The sequence below is a fragment of the Rhodococcus sp. IEGM 1370 genome, assembly GCF_033142325.1.
Lineage (GTDB): Bacteria > Actinomycetota > Actinomycetes > Mycobacteriales > Mycobacteriaceae > Rhodococcoides.
Genome location: NZ_JAWLRY010000007.1, coordinates 96,780 through 114,991, shown reverse-complemented (window position 1 = coordinate 114,991; position 18,212 = coordinate 96,780). Strand labels below are relative to the sequence as shown.

General features: G+C 63.5%; 20 protein-coding genes. 15 read left to right on the top strand and 5 right to left on the bottom strand.

The genetic code is table 11. The features are described from left to right. Positions 1 to 2 precede the first annotated feature (2 nt). The 5 genes from R4P47_RS12210 (at position 3) to R4P47_RS12190 (ending at position 4,982) form a co-directional block, all read left to right on the top strand. Entirely contained in the window at positions 3 to 2,000 is a 1,998-nt protein-coding gene (locus tag R4P47_RS12210; protein ID WP_317784861.1) for an acetyl/propionyl/methylcrotonyl-CoA carboxylase subunit alpha, read from the top strand. After that, a complete protein-coding gene (locus tag R4P47_RS12205) occupies positions 1,997 to 3,163 on the top strand; it encodes an acyl-CoA dehydrogenase family protein (protein WP_317784860.1) in 1,167 nt (388 codons plus the stop codon). Before R4P47_RS12210 ends, R4P47_RS12205 begins: the two co-directional genes overlap by 4 nt. Continuing rightward, positions 3,160 to 3,645 (top strand): MaoC family dehydratase, encoded by a 486-nt coding sequence (locus R4P47_RS12200; RefSeq protein ID WP_411567330.1) that lies wholly within the window; start codon positions 3,160 to 3,162, stop codon positions 3,643 to 3,645. Before R4P47_RS12205 ends, R4P47_RS12200 begins: the two co-directional genes overlap by 4 nt. After that, positions 3,642 to 4,451, top strand: coding sequence for an HpcH/HpaI aldolase/citrate lyase family protein (locus R4P47_RS12195; RefSeq protein WP_317784859.1), 810 nt, complete (start codon positions 3,642 to 3,644; stop codon positions 4,449 to 4,451). The genes R4P47_RS12200 and R4P47_RS12195 overlap by 4 nt, the downstream gene beginning before the upstream one ends. 78 nt (positions 4,452 to 4,529) lie before the next feature. Continuing rightward, positions 4,530 to 4,982, top strand: a complete 453-nt coding sequence (locus R4P47_RS12190) for a MarR family winged helix-turn-helix transcriptional regulator (RefSeq protein WP_149407136.1) — start codon at positions 4,530 to 4,532, stop codon at positions 4,980 to 4,982. Positions 4,983 to 4,985: 3 nt separating this feature from the next. Here the strand turns inward: R4P47_RS12190 and bla are convergent, their stop codons facing one another. Then, on the bottom strand, positions 4,986 to 5,924 hold the full coding sequence (gene bla / locus R4P47_RS12185) for a class A beta-lactamase (protein WP_317784858.1): 939 nt from the start codon (positions 5,922 to 5,924) through the stop codon (positions 4,986 to 4,988). Positions 5,925 to 6,027: 103 nt separating this feature from the next. Between bla and R4P47_RS12180 the strand changes: the two genes are divergently transcribed. The 4 genes from R4P47_RS12180 (at position 6,028) to R4P47_RS12165 (ending at position 8,745) form a co-directional block, all read left to right on the top strand. After that, the gene (locus R4P47_RS12180; RefSeq protein WP_317784857.1) at positions 6,028 to 6,882 is read left to right on the top strand and encodes a LysR family transcriptional regulator; all 855 of its coding nucleotides are present in this window, start codon (positions 6,028 to 6,030) and stop codon (positions 6,880 to 6,882) included. Then, the gene (locus tag R4P47_RS12175; RefSeq protein WP_317784856.1) at positions 6,879 to 7,766 is read left to right on the top strand and encodes a serine hydrolase; all 888 of its coding nucleotides are present in this window, start codon (positions 6,879 to 6,881) and stop codon (positions 7,764 to 7,766) included. Before R4P47_RS12180 ends, R4P47_RS12175 begins: the two co-directional genes overlap by 4 nt. Positions 7,767 to 7,898: 132 nt before the next feature. Then, complete coding sequence (locus R4P47_RS12170; protein ID WP_317784855.1) at positions 7,899 to 8,360, top strand: hypothetical protein; 462 nt, start codon at positions 7,899 to 7,901, stop codon at positions 8,358 to 8,360. Positions 8,361 to 8,418: 58 nt separating this feature from the next. After that, positions 8,419 to 8,745: a helix-turn-helix domain-containing protein gene (locus tag R4P47_RS12165; RefSeq protein WP_317784854.1), complete on the top strand. Its 327-nt coding sequence runs from the start codon at positions 8,419 to 8,421 to the stop codon at positions 8,743 to 8,745. On the opposite strand, the gene R4P47_RS12160 is transcribed toward R4P47_RS12165, so the two are convergent. The 3 genes from R4P47_RS12160 to R4P47_RS12150 all read right to left on the bottom strand — a co-directional run bounded on the left by R4P47_RS12160 (position 8,739) and on the right by R4P47_RS12150 (position 12,053). Next, entirely contained in the window at positions 8,739 to 9,332 is a 594-nt protein-coding gene (locus tag R4P47_RS12160; RefSeq protein WP_317784853.1) for a hypothetical protein, read from the bottom strand. The two genes, R4P47_RS12165 and R4P47_RS12160, sit on opposite strands and share 7 nt — an antisense overlap. 43 nt (positions 9,333 to 9,375) lie before the next feature. Next, positions 9,376 to 11,028 carry a BCCT family transporter gene (locus tag R4P47_RS12155; protein WP_317784852.1) on the bottom strand — a complete coding sequence of 551 codons (1,653 nt, stop codon included), beginning with the start codon at positions 11,026 to 11,028 and terminating at the stop codon, positions 9,376 to 9,378. 179 nt (positions 11,029 to 11,207) lie between these two features. Beyond that, positions 11,208 to 12,053, bottom strand: a complete 846-nt coding sequence (locus tag R4P47_RS12150; RefSeq protein WP_317784851.1) for an endonuclease/exonuclease/phosphatase family protein — start codon at positions 12,051 to 12,053, stop codon at positions 11,208 to 11,210. 88 nt (positions 12,054 to 12,141) lie between these two features. On the opposite strand from R4P47_RS12150, the gene R4P47_RS12145 reads away from it, so the two are divergent. Further along, positions 12,142 to 12,561: a nuclear transport factor 2 family protein gene (locus R4P47_RS12145; protein WP_094671256.1), complete on the top strand. Its 420-nt coding sequence runs from the start codon at positions 12,142 to 12,144 to the stop codon at positions 12,559 to 12,561. A gap of 18 nt (positions 12,562 to 12,579) precedes the next feature. Here R4P47_RS12145 and R4P47_RS12140 read toward each other — a convergent pair whose 3' ends face one another. Then, entirely contained in the window at positions 12,580 to 13,242 is a 663-nt protein-coding gene (locus tag R4P47_RS12140) for an IclR family transcriptional regulator (RefSeq protein ID WP_179272235.1), read from the bottom strand. Positions 13,243 to 13,459: 217 nt separating this feature from the next. Here R4P47_RS12140 and R4P47_RS12135 point away from each other — a divergent pair, with 217 nt between their 5' ends. From R4P47_RS12135 to R4P47_RS12115, 5 genes are all read left to right on the top strand, one after another. Further along, a complete protein-coding gene (locus tag R4P47_RS12135) occupies positions 13,460 to 14,284 on the top strand; it encodes an SDR family oxidoreductase (protein ID WP_317533864.1) in 825 nt (274 codons plus the stop codon). After that, positions 14,277 to 15,716, top strand: coding sequence for an FAD-dependent oxidoreductase (locus R4P47_RS12130; protein ID WP_317784849.1), 1,440 nt, complete (start codon positions 14,277 to 14,279; stop codon positions 15,714 to 15,716). The genes R4P47_RS12135 and R4P47_RS12130 overlap by 8 nt, the downstream gene beginning before the upstream one ends. A gap of 24 nt (positions 15,717 to 15,740) precedes the next feature. Further along, a complete protein-coding gene (locus tag R4P47_RS12125) occupies positions 15,741 to 17,072 on the top strand; it encodes an MFS transporter (protein WP_317548967.1) in 1,332 nt (443 codons plus the stop codon). 13 nt (positions 17,073 to 17,085) lie between these two features. Then, positions 17,086 to 17,865, top strand: a complete 780-nt coding sequence (locus tag R4P47_RS12120) for an SDR family NAD(P)-dependent oxidoreductase (protein ID WP_317784848.1) — start codon at positions 17,086 to 17,088, stop codon at positions 17,863 to 17,865. Between the two features lie 95 nt (positions 17,866 to 17,960). Further along, positions 17,961 to 18,191 (top strand): hypothetical protein, encoded by a 231-nt coding sequence (locus tag R4P47_RS12115; protein ID WP_317784847.1) that lies wholly within the window; start codon positions 17,961 to 17,963, stop codon positions 18,189 to 18,191. Positions 18,192 to 18,212: the final 21 nt, after the last annotated feature.

Below are 18,212 nucleotides of genomic sequence, written 5' to 3'. Positions count from 1 at the left end.
ATATGACCACGATGATCGACACAGTACTGATCGCCAACCGCGGCGAGATCGCCGTGCGGGTGGCACGAACACTGCGCCGCATGGGAATTCGCACCGTCGCCGTGTACAGCGATGCCGACGCCGATGCCCGGCACGTTCGTGAGGCCGACACCGCCGTCCGACTCGGACCCGCGAACGCTCGCGAGAGTTACCTCGACATCGCCAAGGTGATCGCGGCCGCGAAAACCACAGGGGCTCAGGGCATTCACCCCGGATACGGATTTCTCTCCGAGAACTCCGAGTTCGCGACCGCCTGTGCCGAAGCCGGAATCGCATTCCTCGGGCCCCCGGCGAAAGCCATCGAAGTGATGGGCGACAAGATCGCCGCGAAGGCTGCCGTCAGCGCATTCGGAGTACCCGTCGTTCCGGGAATCTCCCGCCCCGGCCTCACCGACGCCGACCTCGTCGCCGGCGCGCCGGACGTCGGATTCCCAGTGCTCGTCAAACCCTCCGCCGGTGGCGGCGGCAAGGGTATGCGTCTGGTCGAGCGCGCCGAGGATCTGCCTGCAGCGTTGACCAGCGCTCGCCGGGAGGCGGCCTCGTCCTTCGGAGACGACACCCTCTTCCTCGAGCGATTCGTGTTGCGGCCCCGGCACATCGAGGTACAGATCCTCGCCGACGGACACGGCAATGTCATCCACCTCGGCGAACGCGAATGCAGTCTGCAGCGCAGGCACCAGAAGGTCATCGAGGAGGCTCCGTCTCCCCTGCTCGACGAAGCAACCCGCGCACGCATCGGCGAGGCCGCCTGCAACACTGCCCGCAGTGTCGACTACTCCGGTGCCGGCACAGTCGAATTCATCGTCTCGGCCGATCGCCCCGACGAGTTCTTCTTCATGGAGATGAACACTCGTCTTCAGGTCGAGCACCCGGTCACCGAGATGGTCACCGATCTCGACCTCGTCGAGTGGCAGGTTCGGGTGGCATCGGGCGAGCCCCTCACTCTCGCGCAGGACGACATCACGCTCACCGGACACGCCATCGAGGCCCGCGTCTACGCCGAGGACCCCGGCCGCGGATTCCTCCCCACCGGCGGTGCCGTCGTCGGATTGCGCGAGCCCTCTGCGCCGGGGATTCGCGTCGACTCCGGTCTCGCCGTCGGAACGGAGGTGGGCAGCAACTACGACCCCATGCTGTCCAAGGTCATCGCGCACGGCCCCGATCGCGCGACCGCATTGCGCAGCCTCGATCGTGCACTGGCCGACACCGCAGTACTCGGGGTCGTCACCAACATCGAGTTCGCTCGGTTCCTGCTCGCCGACAACGATGTTCGTGCCGGTAATCTCGACACCGGGCTGCTCGACCGCCGTGTCGAGGATTTCGTGGCCGCCGAGGCCACCGACGAGGCGCTGATCGCCGCCGCCGCAGTGCAGTGGCTCGACGCGTGGCAGACCGCGGATCAGGACATCTGGGCAGCACCGTCGGGTTGGCGAGTCGGCGCGCACGCGTCGTTCCATCGTCGCCTCGCGTCCGGAGGTCGGACGGCGCACGTAGCGATCACCGGCACGACAGCCGCGGCAACGGTCGTCGTCGACGACGGATCGCCGCGCACCTTGCGGGCAACCGCCACCGAGAATTCGGTGGATCTGGTGCTCGACGGTCTACGCGAATCGATGACCTTCGCTCGAAGCGGCTCGGCAACATGGATTTCCAGCTCTCGAGGCACCTGGCGAGTCGACCGGATCGCCGAGGCGAGCGTCCGCGAGGACGACGCGCACTCCGGCGATGCCGAGATCCTCTCGCCCATGCCGGGCTCGATCATCGCGATCGGAACAACCACCGGCAGCGCCGTCAGCGCGGGCACGGCCATCGTCGTCGTCGAGGCGATGAAGATGGAACACACGCTCACCACCCCGATCGACGGCACGGTCGAACTGACTGTTGCAGTGGGGGATCAGGTCCGCGTCGACCAGGTCCTCGCCCGAATCGTCCCCAACCACACCGAACAGGACCCATCATGACCGATCATCTGTCGTCCGCGAATCTGCCCGACGAGTACCAGCAGCTGGTCAAATCCGTTGCCGACTTCACCCGCACCGTCGTGGCACCGGTATCGGCGAAACACGATGCCGAGCATTCCTTTCCGTACGAGGTAGTTGCCGGCATGGCGGAGATGGGCCTGTTCGGCCTGCCGTTTCCCGAGGAGTTCGGCGGCATGGGCGGCGATTACTTCGCGCTGTGCCTGGCCCTCGAGGAGCTCGGTAAGGTCGACCAGAGCGTTGCGATGACCCTCGAAGCCGGTGTCTCGCTCGGCGCAATGCCCGTCTACCGATTCGGCAACGACGAGCAGAAGCAGCAGTGGCTGCCCAAGCTCACCGCAGGCAAGGCCCTGGCCGCGTTCGGTCTCACCGAGCCCGGTGCCGGCAGCGACGCGGGTGGCACCAAGACCACCGCCAAGCGCGACGGTGGTGACTGGATCATCAACGGCAGCAAGCAGTTCATCACCAACTCGGGCACCGACATCACCGAGCTCGTTACCGTCACCGCGGTGACGGGGGTCGACGAAGCGACGGGGCGCAAGCAGATCTCGTCGATCCTGGTGCCGACCGATACCCCGGGATTCGTCGCAGAGGCTGCCTACAACAAGGTCGGCTGGAACGCGTCGGACACCCACCCGCTCAGTTTCACCGATGTGCGCGTGCCGCAGGAGAATCTGCTCGGCGAGGAAGGCCGCGGGTACGCGAACTTCCTGCACATCCTCGACGAGGGCCGGATCGCGATCGCGGCAGTATCGGTCGGTGCGGCGCAGGGGTGCGTGGACGAGAGCGTGAAGTACGCCAAGGAGCGTGAGGCCTTCGGGGCTCCGATCGCACGCAATCAGGCGATCTCGTTCAAGATCGCTCGCATGGAGGCCCGCGCTCACACCGCGCGAACCGCGTACTACGACGCGGCGGCATTGATGTTGGCGGGCAAGCCGTTCAAGAAGGCTGCGTCCATCGCCAAGCTCGTCGCCTCCGAGGCCGCGATGGACAATGCGCGCGATGCGACGCAGATCCATGGCGGGTACGGCTTCATGAACGAATATGTGGTCGCTCGTCACTACCGCGACAGCAAGATCCTCGAGATCGGTGAGGGTACAACCGAGGTTCAGCTGATGCTGATCGCGCGGAGCCTGGGGCTGTGAGCGACAAGCGAATTCGCCAACGTGGCCTGTGGTTCGAGGAGATGGAACTCGGCACCGTCTACGAGCACCGACCCGGCCGCACCATCACCGAGGCCGACAACACGCTGTTCACCACGCAGACGATGAACACGCAGGCCCTGCACCTCGACGCGGCCTACAGCGAGACAACGGCGTTCGGCCAGAGATTGGTGAATTCGATGTTCACCGTCTCCACCCTCGTCGGACTGTCGGTGACGCAGTTGACCCAGGGCACCATCGTGGCGAACCTGGGTTTCTCGGAGGTGTCGTTCCCCAAGCCGCTGTTCCACGGAGACACCCTCTACGCCGAGACCGTGATCTCGGCCAAGCGCGAATCGAAATCCCGCCCAGGCGAAGGCATCGTGACGTTCACGCACACCGGTCGAAACCAACACGGGGACGTCGTCGCGATTGCCGTCCGCAAGACGCTCGTCCGGATGCAACCACCGGAGGAGGCGTCGTGACCTGGGTTCCGCCGGGGCCCGCGTGGTTGTTCTGCCCGGCAGACCGCCCCGAGCGGTACGAGAAGGCAGCGGCACGAGCAGATGTCGTCATCCTCGACCTGGAGGATGCGGTCGGGGCGGCGGACAAGGCGGGTGCTCGTGAGTCCGTCCTGTCGACCCCACTGGATCCGGCGCGCACCATCGTCCGTGTCAACGCGCACAGCACGGACGATCAGGCTGCGGACCTCGCGGCGTTGCAGCAGACCGAGTACACGACCGTGATGCTCCCCAAATGTGAATCGGCCGAACAGATTGCGGCGCTGGCTCCACTGAATGTCGTCGCGCTGATCGAGTCTCCGCTCGGCGCGATGACGGTGTTCGACGCCCTCGCCGCGGACAATGCGATCGGTGCCATGTGGGGTGCCGAGGATCTGGTGGCCGCCATGGGTGGCAACTCGAGCAGGCATTCCAATGGACAGTATCGTGCTGTGGCGCAGCATGTTCGGTCGCAGACGCTGCTCGCAGCCAAGGCACGTGGGGTGTTCGCGTTGGACTCGGTGTTCCTCGACATCCCCGATCTCGACGGTGTCCGCGCGGAGTCCGAGGATGCCGTGGCGATCGGCTTCGACGGAAAAGTGGCCATTCATCCAAGCCACATCCCCGTCGTTCGCCAGGCCTATGCGCCCACCGCCGAGGAACTCGACTGGGCCACCGACGTGCTCGACGCCGTTGCCCAGAACCGCGGCGTCTTCACCTTTCGTGGCCAGATGGTCGATGCTCCGGTACTCGCGCATGCTCGACGCATCGTCGCCCGCAGGCCGTCGTAGACCGGTAATTGCAGACGCCGTTAATTGCCGGCGCGGTACGGTGGGTGGTCAGGAGTACCGGTATCGAAAGGCACGGCAATGACCGCACACGACCCCGCGCTGACGGCGCTGGCGCAGAACTGGCTGGCGCTGGCGGTGCTGCACGGCCGGATCGAGGGTCGGATCGAACGCGCACTACAGGCCGAGCACAACCTCAGTGCTCGTGAGTACTGGCTGCTCGACGTCCTGGGCAGGCAGCACGACGGGGAGGGCGGGCATCTGCAAATGAAGCAGGTGGCCGACGCCGTCGTGCTGAGCCAGAGTGCGACGACGCGACTGGTCACCCGACTCGAAGACCGCGGACTACTCACTCGGTACCTGTGCCCCACCGATCGCCGAGGCATCTACACCGACGTCAGTGAAGAGGGCCTGGCCCTGCTCGAGGCCGCGCGACCGACCAACGATGCGGCGCTGCGCGAGGCACTCGACGAGGCGTCGACCGAGCCGGATCTGATCCCACTGGTCGACGCCGTCCGCCGCGCGGAGGGTTGAGAATCACTGCAGTTGTTCGACGACCTGACGCGTCGCATCGGCAACGAGGGAATTCATGGCCGGTGAATCTTCGGTGTCTGACGTCGTAGCACTGAAGACGACCACGAGAATTCGTTGCCCGTCCGGTCCCAGCAACAGCCCTGCATCGTTCGAGACGCCGTAACTGCCCGTGCCGGTCTTGTCGGCCGAAGTCCACCCTGCCGGGAGCGCGGCGCGGAACCGAGCGTCGGAGGTCTGGGTATCGGCCATCCAGGCCAACAGCTGTTCGCGTGAGGCCGCGGTCAGTACATCGCCGTCGAGCAAGGTTCGGTAGCCGGCGGCCATCGAGTTCGGTGTCGTGGTGTCGCGTGGATCTCCGGGGATAGCGGTATTGAGTTCAGGCTCAGTGCGGTCGAGCCGGAACTCGGTGTCGCCCAGCGACCTCGCGAACTCGGTGAGAGCCGCAGTTCCACCGGCCTCGCGAATCAACAGATTGCCGGAGGTGTTGTCGCTCTCGGTCAATGCGGCCGCCGCCAGGTCTGCGATCGTGACGACGGATCCTGGTTCCCAGTCGACTGCGGACTCGGGCACCTTATCCGCTGCGGTGATCGTTCTAGTGTCGCTCAGCTGCAGTGCACCTGCATCGACGGCGGCAAGAACGGCACCGACGGCATACACCTTGAACGTCGAACAGAACGCGAAACGTTCGTCGCCTCGATGGCTTTCGGTGGAATCCGAGGCGAGATCGACAGCACTGACGCCGAGTCGAGCAGTATCCCTGGCCTCGAGGTCGAGATAGACCTGTTCGGTACTGGACTGCTCATCGACGGACTGTTCGGTGGTGGTTGCAGCGGTCTGCGGTGGTTCTACGGTGGTCGTCGTCGAACACGCGACGCCTGTGGACAGTGTCAAAGTCACCGCTGCGATAGCGGTGATCAGTCGGGTGGAGGTCGAGGTACGCATGGGGTCACCCGATCACATACGGGCACCCTGGGGCCAAGTCCCGGGACGCAGCCGGATCATTCCTCTTCGGTATCGGGGCAGCTGAGCGTGTTTCAATAGCTCGGTGGACCTGGTTCGCCATCTCGAGTATTTCGTCGCCGTCGCAGAAGAACGTCACTTCGGCCGCGCGGCGGCAACTCTCGGCGTGACGCAGCCACCGGTGTCGCGGGCGATCAAGGCATTGGAGAAGCACCTCGGACTCACACTCGTGGAGCGAACGCCGGACGGCGCCGCCATCACCGAGCACGGCGCTGCGCTGTTGCCTCGAGCCCGGTTGATCGTCGACGACGCGCGCCGATTGACCACCACCGCAGAATCACTCACTATGTCCGGGACGGTTCGCATCGGACTTATCCCTCAACTGGACGATGGGATCGCCGCGCGGATCGCCGCATCCGTGGGCGTTCAGGTACGTGTGGAGACCGCCGGTGCAGTGTCGTTGCTCGACGGGGTGCGCTCACACGACCTCGACGTTGCAGTGATCGACCATCCGATGGTACTCGACCGACTGTCGGCCGGACCGGTCATCGCACTCCCCCGGCGAGTCAGAGTTCCTGCGGGACATCGCTCGGCTCGGGCAGAGCGGCCACGACTGACCATGTTGTCGGACCTCGCCTTCGCGACTGCACCGAGGACTGCGAATCCACCCGCACACGATCTGATTCTCGACGCGTTCAGACGCCATGCTCTCGACCCAGAGGTGTTCATCGCGAACACCGTTCGCGATGCCGCTATCGGCGTCGCGTCGGGTCGCTGCTTCGGACTCGTTCCGGCCGCGAGCCCGGTACTGCCTGGAACCGAGCACCTCGACCTCGCTGCCGACGATGTCGCGCTTCGGGTTCGGATCGTGCGTCGCGACGACTCGGTGAAACCTCTGGTGGATCTCATCGATCGAATCCTGTTGCAGGCCTGTAGATGAACACGACCGACGAAGAGCTTCGCGCAGTATTCGCCGATGCCGGCTGCCGCGGTTGGGTACGCGCCGAGCGGGTCGACGGTACCGGCACGGTCGTCGACTTCGAGGGCGACGATCCTGTTGTCGCCGCGTCGGTGTGGAAGATCGTGCTGCTGGTTGCCACGGCGCGCGCGTTCGACGAGGGCGTCCTGGCTGCAACCGATTCGGTGCGGCTCGTCCCGGCGCAGTGCAGTCCGGGGCCGACGGGAATAGCGAGCTACGCCGATCCGGTGACGATGAGTTGGCGGGACGTCGCGCGTTCGATGATCACTGTCTCCGACAATGCTGCGGCGGACGCACTTCTCGGTGCACTCGGCCTCGATGCACTCTCGCGGGTGATCGACTCACTCGGGCTCGAAGACACCCGCATCGTCGGTGGCACGAAGACACTGGGTGACCAGATCGTGCGGGACACCGGCAGGTTGAACGCGGACGAGGCGTTGGGATTGCTGGCCAGCAACTACTCGGTGATCGACAGTGCGGGTTTCGATCCCGCCTACACCTCCTGCACCACACCCCGCGACAGCAACGCGGTGCTCCGTGCGATCTGGTTGGGCACTGCCGCATCACCGGAACAGTGCAGGTACATGAGAGGAGTTCTGTCCCAGCAGGTGTGGCCGCACAGAATTCGCAGTGGGATTCCGTACCCGGATGTAGAGGTCGCAGGCAAGACCGGCACGATCGGACCCATCCGCAACGAGGTTGCCGTCGTGTCGTTTCCGGGTGAGGAGCCCGTCGCTGTCTCGGTCTTCACCCGGGCCGCGCGGATGGATCTGTACCTCCCACTGGTCGATCAGGCCATCGGAAATGCGGCCAGAATTGCAGTGACGGCAGTTCGCCAGAGGTAGTTCGCTCCACCGGAGTCCACGAGTGCGGTAGTGCTCGACTTCGCGATCGCCGCACCATGGCCCAGTAGTACGACAGCTTTCGCCCCAGAACACCTGTTCGGTGTCGGAGTCGAGATGTGGGAGGGTCGAGGAATGGAGCCACTGCAGCCGATGCGCCCGGTCAGCGTGCACCACGACGAGCGCGAGGAAGCCCCGCTCTGGAAAGTGTGGGGCAGCTACGCCGGTCTCGCGGCCCTGTATCTGATCTCCATGTGGGTCGACGGAGGCCAGCGGTGGGCCATCGTCGCTGGAAGCTGTGTGTTCGTGGTCGGCGCGGCACTCTCCATCGCGGCGGCCCGACGGATATCGCACGACAATGCGAACAGGCGCATTCCATGGATCGGGCTCCGTCCGGTCATGGCCCGCAAACACGACCTACTCGAGGGCGTCGGGGTACCGATGACGTTTCTCGGCGCTTTGCTCGTGGCGACCAACGTGCCGGTTCCGTTGCACACCTCGTTGCCGATCATCGGCTTCTGCTTCATCGGGTCGATCGTTGCGCCCCAGGCCTGGCACAACCATCGCGTCCGAAGGAGCATCTTCTCCAATCCCTGACGGGCAAACGCAGCACCGGCGGCAGCCGCAAGGATACGTACAGAAGTGTGGCGTCAACGTGGTCTTCAACCTCATCTGGTCGAAGTGGAAGCCAACGATTCTGTGGCGGGTGGACGAAGGCGACCGACGGTTCGCCGATCTGCGACGGTCGATCGGGCCGATCTCGGAAAAGGTTCTCGCGGAACAGTTACGGCAACTCGTACGCGACGGGCTTGTCGTGCGCACTGCCGGTGACGGCTTCCCTCTGCGCGTGGACTACGGACTCAGTGCGGACGGTGCCGAGCTGAACGCACTACTCGGTCCCATCGCGGAGTGGGGCGACCGCATCGGAGCACGAACCCCTGCCGCCGCACAGGCGAGCGATGCGCACATTGTCGATCAGTGACGTGCCCTTCGGAGTATCCACACTGTTCCGGCGGCGAACAGGGCAGCGGCGACCCCGATACCCACCCACTGCACAATCGACATGCCCTGCAGGTAATCCGCGGCGGCACGCTCGTCAGCTGTCACGGCTCGGGGTTCTCCGAACTGCTGCAGCGTCGCGGCCCGGGTGAGTTCGTTGGTGGACAATGTTGTTGCCGAGCACTTAGTCACCGACCACGGTGCGTTCTGTGTGTCGTAGGTGCCGGCGAAGACGAGGTACTCCTCCTTCAGCTCGAAGCCGGTTCCACACGCCGCGCTGTCATTTGCAGTGGACAACGTCGTCTTGGCGCCGACGTCGCCACTGAATATCTCGCGGACATCGAAGTCGTAGTACACGGTGAAGCCATCTCGACGCTCGGCGACCGCCGTTCCGGTGAACACCGCGTTGTCCCCCGAGGCGAAGTCCTCGAGTTGCTGTTCGGCTTGCGTTCCGTCCGTGTTGTAAGCACACGAGCAGGCGTGAGCGACGCCCGGCCGAGCGAACGTCAACGCGACAGTCAGCGGCGCGGCGAGAGCAACGACGAGAGCACCGCGAATCACACGCTTCATACCGATCAGTCTCACACAGCGCTCCGATTGGGCGCGGTCGACATCAGTCGTCGCCGGAGTCTCTGGCCAGCGGAGAAGTGCGCACTTTCTCGGACTCGGTGACCGTCGATTCGCCAGTGTGTTCACGGAACTGTGCTCGCGTGAGCGGCTGCACCGTCACCTTCTCGGCACGCAGTCCCATCACCAACGCAATGATCATCAACGACACCAGGATGAAGATCGGTAGCCCGATCACGGTGATGACCTGTTGCAGCGCCTGCAGTCCTGCCTCACCGCCGAGCACGATCAGGGTGGCGGCCACCGCGCCTTCGGTGACGCCCCAAAACACCCGCTGCCGCACGGGGCCCGCTTCACCGTCACCGGAGCACAGCATGTCGATCACCAGCGATGCCGAGTCGGACGAGGTTGCGAAGAACAGCGCCACGACGACCACGGCGATCCCTTGAACCAGGGTCGCGGCCGGGAAGTTCTCGAAGAACGTGAACATCGCCAACGGAACGCTCTCGGACACTGCTTCCGAGATCGAACCGCCGCTGCCACCGATTCCATCGATTCTCATTGCAGACCAGCCGAATACGACGAACCACACCAGTGTGAACAGCGACGGTGCGACCAGAACTCCGGCGACGAACTGGCGGATCGTGCGGCCCCGCGAGATCCGTGCGAGGAAGACGCCCATGAACGGGGCCCAGGTGACGGTCCACGCCCAGTAGAAGACGGTCCAGCCACCCTGCCATCCCCACCCGCCGTCGGAGGTGAACTCGGCCATGGCGTCGTTCCAGAAGGACAGCGGAACGATGTCCTGTGCGTAATTGCCGAAGCTCTCGAACACCTGGCGCAGCAGAAAGACGGTGTCCGACGCGATCAGGACGAAGATCATCAAACCGACCGCGACGAGGATGTTCAGGTTGGAGAGGCGACGCACGCCCTTGTCCAACCCGACGGCAATCGAAATCGTCGCAACCACAGTGAGTACGCCGATGATCAGCACCTTCGCCCACACGGTATCGGGAAGCCCGACAAGCTCACTCAGCCCGGCGTTGATCTGAGAAGTACCGAGCCCCAACGACACTGCCAGTCCGAAGATCGTGCCCAATACTGCGAATACATCGATCGTCTTGCCTATCGGACCCGAAATGCGTTCCTTCAGAATCGGATAGAACACCGACGACACGCGCATCGGCAGCTTGTACCGGTAGATGAAGAAGCCGAATGCCAACCCTGGCAACGTGAAGATCGCCCAGGTGTGCAAGCTGAGGTGATAGAGCGAGATACTCATCGCATCCTGGGATGCTTCGACACTGTAGGGCTCCACGTCATCGAACGGCGGCGCGGAGAAATGCGAAATCGGTTCTGCCACACCCCAGAACATCAACACAGTGCCGATTCCGCCGGCGAAGAGCATTGCGAACCACGACAGGTTCGAATACTCGGGTCTGTCGTCGTCCTCACCGAGCCGCAGATGACCGTACTTACTGACGGCAACCCAGATCAGGAACACCAGCCACACCGTGACGCCGATGATGAAGAACCAGCCGAGATTGGTGACGATCCACTCCCTCCCGACACCGAACGCGTTTCCCACCCAGTCCTGGAAGACGAGGAACAGAATCAGCAGTGTGATCGTGAGGCCGGCCGACACGAAGAAGATGTGATTGTCGGTTCTGAGGCCCAGTTTGCGAGCAAGTGTGTCCACGGTTGCCGTCACCATCCTCGGCGGCACGGTTCGTCGGATTCGGTTCCTGCGCGGTCGTTGGGGCGTGCCGTCGCCGACCTTTGACAATTCTTTACTCGAGCCGGCCTGTCCACCGCTGCAGCCGAGTTGTTACCTGCCCGAGACGGGCAATGCGCCGAGCTCGAACCAGGACCCGGCCCTCAGATGTCGAGCGCAAGTGCTCGGTGATCGGACACCTCCGGCGCGGCGACGACCTCGAATCTGCGTACCGCGAACGGCGAGGACACCAGCAGATAGCTGGCACTGCGCACTTGTTTCGTGTACCTCGACGTTCGGGTATCTGCCGATCCCACCATGTCGGTCATCTCATGCTCGGCCAGCAACCTGAACGTCTCGCTCGACGGCAGCAGATTCAGGTCTCCGCACAGGACGATTTCGTCACTCACCGCCCGTACATGCTCGACGATCTCCGCTAGCTTCTGGGCCTGCTCGAACCTAGCGGGACTGTCGCCCTTGCCTATTGGATCTCGCAGCCCGTGCACTTGGATGACAGAGATGAAGCTTTCGGCTACGCGATCGCGAACGGTGACCGTCAGGGCAGCTCGCGGTCGGTCCTCCACATTCCACTCCGCGTGATCGACGAACCGGGAGTGAACGAACCTCGCATCGATTCCCACGACGGGAACGTCGTCACGCACCCAGGTGGCGATCCCGAAGTCCTGCCTCAGCTCGGTGCCGTCACCGTCGGTGACAGGCCCTGCGTCGTTCGCGACGAAATGCGGCGTATATCCGGGAAGCACCGCCGACACGTCGTCGAACAGGTTCAATCGCTGCGGCAGAGTGCGCTCACCGTCCGCGAACGTCGCCCAGCCCGATCGATGCGGAGTGCGAGTGACCTCCTGAAGACAAATGACATCGGCTTCAACGGTTTTCAGCCAGGCGACGAGCTCGTCGTACATGGCACCACCCCACGCATTGATCGACACGATCTTCACGGCGTCATGATGGCAGACGCGGTGATACCCACGCAGTCCCTTTTCGGTCACGGACCCTGACTCGACTATCGGGCGGACCGAACGTAACGTCGACATCAATACGCACTACGCGTGCGAATAGCGCACCAAGGAGACGCCGATGCCCGGTCCCGACTCGACAACCGTTGCCGATATCCAGCTTCTTTACGGGAGGCAAAGCCACGCGATCGATTCCGGACGCGCGGCGGAGTGGGCCGAGACATTCACCGCGAACGGCGTCTTCGATTCTCCCAGTTACCCCGAACCCGAGGTCGGCAGCGACCAGTTGACCGCATTTGCCCAGCGCTTCTTCGACAGCGCGATCGAATCGAATGAGAAACGCAGGCATGTCATCACGAACATTGCCGTCGATCTCGTGAGTGTCGATGAACTGATCGTCGACTGCTATCTCCAAATCATGGCAACGCCACGTGGCGGCGATACCCGGCTCGTCCGGTTCACGTCGGTCCGTGATCGTGTTGTACGAGTGGATGATCGGTGGCGTATCCAGCACAGGACCGTGTCCCGCGACGACGCCTGACACCCCCCCAGCCACTGGCTAGCGAAGCAAACGCCCCAACCGTGCCGCAGCAGCGACGACGGCCGCGCCGAGTTGCGCTTCGTCGTCGATCTCGAACACCGACGCACCCACACTCGCCATGGCATCCCCGCGGCGACCTGGCACCACGGCGGACACGCCGCCGACCGATGGAATCACCTCGCCTTGGGTGACCGCGTATCCGACGCTCCGCGCCCTGGTCACTTCTGCGCGCTCGCCGTCGACCGGGGGTAGTGACGCGAGTATCGCCAGGCCGGCAGATCCCCGGTCGATCGGATCGACCTGCCCTCCACGGAATGCCACGTGCACCTTCGCGCCTCGTGGCTCGACAACCATCAACGCCCTTACTTCTGTCGAATTCTCGCGAACGACGAGATGGACTGTCGCCCCCAACTGATCCGCCAGTTCCTCGAGAACGGGGCGCGCTACGGTTCGCAGATCTTGCTCGACGGGTTCCGCAAGTGCCACCAGACCAGCTCCGAGCGCTATTCGCTTGAACTCGTCTCGCCTGCACAGATGATGGGCCTCGAGAGTCCGAACCAAGCGGTGAGCGACGGTGCGGTGCACACCGACTCCGTCGCCGATCTCGGTGATCGACAAGCCGTTCGGATGTTCGGCTAGAAGCTCGAGCACGGCGAGTCCGTGGTGCAGCGTTTTGGACATTCCCGAATCGATGGTCACGGCTCCCTTGCCGTCCATACGGCCCGAGTCGGCATCGGACATGAAGGACCCCCTATTGACGAGTGTGAGGTGGACCACCTACAGTTCGGAGTGAATCGCACACTGCGTGCGATTATCGCACGCAATTGAGCGCACCGCAAGCTTTCGTTTCAGCCCGATTCGGGTGCCCGCTCAACATCTTCGGCATGAGGAGAACGCTATGAACAACCCCAATCCCGGTCGCGTCGTCGATCGCATGATGACCGCGGTCTACCCCGAACTGTCGGGCAAGGTTGCCGTCGTCACCGGGGCCGCTCAGGGAATGGGAGCGGTGTTCGCCAAGGGACTTGCGGCGCGCGGCGTGCACGTCGTCGGTGCCGACATCAACGACGCTCGGATGAAAGAGACAGCGGAGCAACTCAACACGGAGCTGGCAACCGAATCGCTGGTCGAGCAGCCTGGAACGATCATCGGTGCTCGAGTCGACGTCACCGTCGCCGATGACCACGAAGCGCTCGCCCGAACTGCGCTGGCCGAATTCGGGCGAATCGACTTCTGGATCAACAACGCCGGCATCTTCCCGTTCGCATATGCCGCGGACATCACCCCAGAGCAGATCGGTGCCACGCTCAGCGTGAACGTCGAAGGCGTTCTGTTCGGTTCGCAAGCAGCAGGTCGTCATATGTCCGAAGGGGGCGCGATCGTCAATATGTCCTCGGTATCCGCGCTTCGTGTCCGTAAGGGGCGTGGTGCCTACTGCACGTCCAAAGCGGCCGTCGCCCACCTGACGGAATCCCTTGCCGTCGAGTTCGGAGATGTGGGCATTCGCGTCAACTCGATTGCACCCGGCTACATCGACACCGAGATGACTCGGTGGGTGCAGGAAGATCCCGAAGCGCTTGCTCGAGCGCTCGATTCCGTTCCACTACATCGACTAGGTGCACCGGAGGAGGTCTTCGGTCCGCTCCTGTTCCTGCTGTCGGACAGTGCTCGCTACGTGACCGGACACAGCATTGCGGTGGATGGCGGGTCGCGTCATGTCTGACACCGACTACGACGTCATCGTCGTCGGCGGCGGCGGCGCGGGGCTCGCAGCGGCGGTCACTGCGGCCGAGAACGGTGCATCCGTCATTCTTTTCGAGGCCCTCAAGGAACTGGGCGGCTCGACGGCCCTGTCGGCCGGATTGTTCACCGCCGCAGCGACAAGCGTTCAGCGCGCCCTCGGAATCGACGACAGCACAGAGAAGTACTTCCAGCACTACATGGATCTCAATCAGTGGATACTCAAGCCCGGGCTGATCAGGACCTTCTGCGAGCAGGCCGGCCCGACTCTGGAGTGGCTTCTCGAACTCGGGTTGGACATCCCCGCTCGGATTTCCGGCAACGCGCACCAACCGGGACTGAGCCAGGCGGGCGTCGAGGACATCTGGAGGGGGCACGTTCCGAGGGACCAGGGATACGGCCTCGTCCAAGTTCTGGACGCCGCACGCCGACGGCACGGAATCGAGGTCGTTCTCGACACACGGGTGCAAGCATTGCTCACCGAGAACGACCGGGTGGTGGGCGTCGTTGCCGATGACGTCGAACTCCGTTCTGCGGCAGTCGTCGTGGCCTCGGGTGGTTTCGCCCAGGATCCCGAGCTGGTCGATATTCATTTTCCTGCTGCCAACCGGGCCGGCTCGGCACTCTTCGTCGTTGCCGCCGAGGGCAGTCGCGGTGACCACCTTCGGTACGCGCCGTCGGTGAACGCGTCCGTTGCAGGTCATGGGTGGGGACTCATGCTGCCCACCGTCTACTTTCAGCGCTACCACCACTGGCAGTCGGGATTCCCACCGAAATCACGTATTCACGTCAACGCCGCGGGACGTCGATTCATGGACGAGGACGCCTCGTATGCGGTCTCGACCGGAATCATCGATGCACAGGGTGGCTCTGCCTGGATGATCTTCGACGACAACGCTCGAATGAATCTGCCTGCGGGATATGCTGATTGGGCATCCGATCGCGTCGAGGACGAGGCAGACTCCGGCCGGACACTTCGCGCATCATCTCTTGCGGAGCTGGCCGAACTCATGACGGTGCCCGCCGCGACCCTCGATTCCACGGTCGAGCGATGGAACGCGCATCTGCCCCACGGCGAGGATCCCGACTTTCTGCGCCATCGGACACTCGCCAACAAAGGCAGTACGTCGAATCCCGAACCCATCGAGACCGCCCCCTTCTATGCCGCACGTATCCTCCCCGCCGAATTGGTCTGCACACATGCAGGTTTGGAGATCGATTCCGATTCCGCCGTACTGACAACACGCGGCACCCGCGTACCCGGCCTGTTCGCCGCAGGTGAGGCAGGAGCGGGAGTTCTCGGGCAACGGTACGTCGGTGGCGGTAATGCTGTCGCCAATGCACTCACCATGGGCCGGATTGCCGGTCGAAACGCCGCCCTTCACACCGTCGATGCACAGCCACTGACGGCCTGACCACCCCAGACCTCGAGGACACCGATGACTACGAACGATCGCGCCGTGCAGCCCGAGTCGGACGCACGAGCACCGAGCACGAACCCGAAACAATCTCCCCTGACAGTGATCCGCGCCGCTGTCGTCGGAACCGTCGTCGAGTACTACGACTTCGGCATCTACGGCTACATGGCCACCACCATCGCCGCGTTGTTCTTCGTGTCCGACGATCCGACGGCCGCCCTTCTCGGCACGTTCGCGGCGTTCGCCGTCGCCTTCTTCCTGCGTGTTCCGGGCGGAATCTTCTTCGGACACATAGGCGACAAGTACGGCCGCAAGAACGCGCTGTCCTGGACCATCCTGCTGATGGTGGTCGCCACCGCCGGAATCGGATTGCTCCCGACATACGTCACTCTGGGAGTGTGGGCCACTTCGGTTCTCGTCCTGTGCAGATGCCTACAGGGATTCGCTGCCGGTGGTGAGCTCGGAGGGGCGAACGCGTTCGTCTCCGAGTCCGCGCCGACGCGGTGGCGTGCAACCCAGACGTCGATGGTCAACACCGGCACCTACATCGGATCGTTGCTCGCCTCGCTGTGCGCACTGGCACTGAACTCCGTGTTCACCGACGAACAGATCCTCTCCTGGGCATGGCGAATCCCGTTCCTGCTCAGCCTCGTGATCGGCGGCGTCGGCATCTGGATCAGGAACCGTCTCGACGACACCCCGGAGTTCAAGGAGCTCGAGAACAAGGGAGAAACCAAGAAGCTCCCCATCTCGGAGCTGCTGAGCACCTCCGGCGGCAGTGTCGTGAAGATCATCCTGCTCGGTGCGCTCATCACCGGCGGCTACTACATCGCTTCGGTCTACGCCGCCACTTACCTCAGGACCGAGGGCGGTCAGACCTCGCAGGCAGCATTCCTGTCGACCTCGCTCGCCTTGGTTCTCGGGGTGATCACCCTGCCCATCTCGGGCTACATGGCAGACAGGTACGGGCGCAAGCCCGTGCTGTTCGCAGGCAGCTTCGCAGCCATTGTTCTCGGTGTGCCGATGTTCATGATGATGGCCGGCGGCACCCTGTGGCAGGCCGTCGTCGGGCAGTCGGTGTTGTTCATCGCGGTGTCCGTCGTCAACGGTGCCTCGTACGTGACATACGTGGAGATGCTCAAGACCTCGGTGCGGTACACCGGCTTGGCCCTGGGCAACAACACCACCAACATGTTGCTCGGTGGCACTGCACCTTTCATCGCGACGTACCTGATCTCGCTCACCGGAAATCCGCTCGCACCCGCTGGCTACTTCGTCTTCTGCGCCGTCATCACCTTCGCCACGGTCTTCTTCGTGACCGAGACGAAAGGTACCGAACTGAAAACAGAGTGAGAGGCCCCCTCGCATGAACTTCGAGAACAAGACCATCGTCGTCACCGGTGCAGGAAGTGGCATGGGCCGAGTCGAATCGGAGATGCTGGCAGGCCGGGGAGCAAAAGTCTGGGTCACCGACATCTCGGCGGCCACAGGTGAAGCCGTCGTCAAGAGCATCCTCGATGCCGGTGGCCGGGCGGAGTTCTTCCAACTCGATGTCACCGCACCGCAATCGTGGACGGCACTGGCTGAATCCATCGAGTCATCAGTCGGTAACCTCGACGGACTGGTGAACAACGCCGGCGTCAGTCACCGAGCGGGCATCGAGGAGACGACTGTCGACGACTGGCACCGCGTCATGAACATCAATCTGAGCTCGGTGTTCTATGGAATGAAAGCTTGTGCGCCACTTCTCAAGCGGAGTGGTGGTTCGATCGTCAACGTGTCATCCATCGCCGGAATGCTTGGCTACTTCGCGGCAGGATACGGCGCAAGCAAATGGGGAGTGCGGGGTCTGTCGAAAGTAGGTGCCCTCGAATTCGCCGAATACGGAGTACGAGTCAATTCGATCCATCCCGGCCTGGTCGACACACCGCTACTGCATTCCGGCTCAAAAGCTTTCGTGGAGACAAGCTTGCAATCGGTACCTGCAGGACGCGTCGCCGACGCCGAAGAGATCGCAGAATCCGTTGCGTTCCTGCTGTCGGATTCATCGCGGTACATCACCGGGACGGAAATAGTCGTCGACGGCGGACTGACGTCCGGCGGGATCTACCACCGCATCACCAATGAGTTGAAAACCGGACGCTGATGTCCGGGATGGGCGGGCCCGCCACTGCATCAGTTCTCTGCGGTCGGCTCGTCCATGCCCTCGCGCCACCGGCCGACGCATGAGACCGTAGATGGATGGAACCCATGCGCCCGGTCGACTACGCAGAACAGTCGACTTCGAAATTCGAGGAGCGCAAGCGGTGTTCGTGGCACGTGTTCTTTGCTTGCCTGGTGATCGGCCAGTTCACTGCCGTACTTGTGTACGACATCGGGTTCTGGCCGGTGGCCCTGGCGAGTGCCGCCCTGTGCGGAATGTACGAACTCCTGTGGGCCGGGCTCAATCGCGTTAACTCTCTCAGCGGCTGACGCCGCCTCACGCGGCAGATC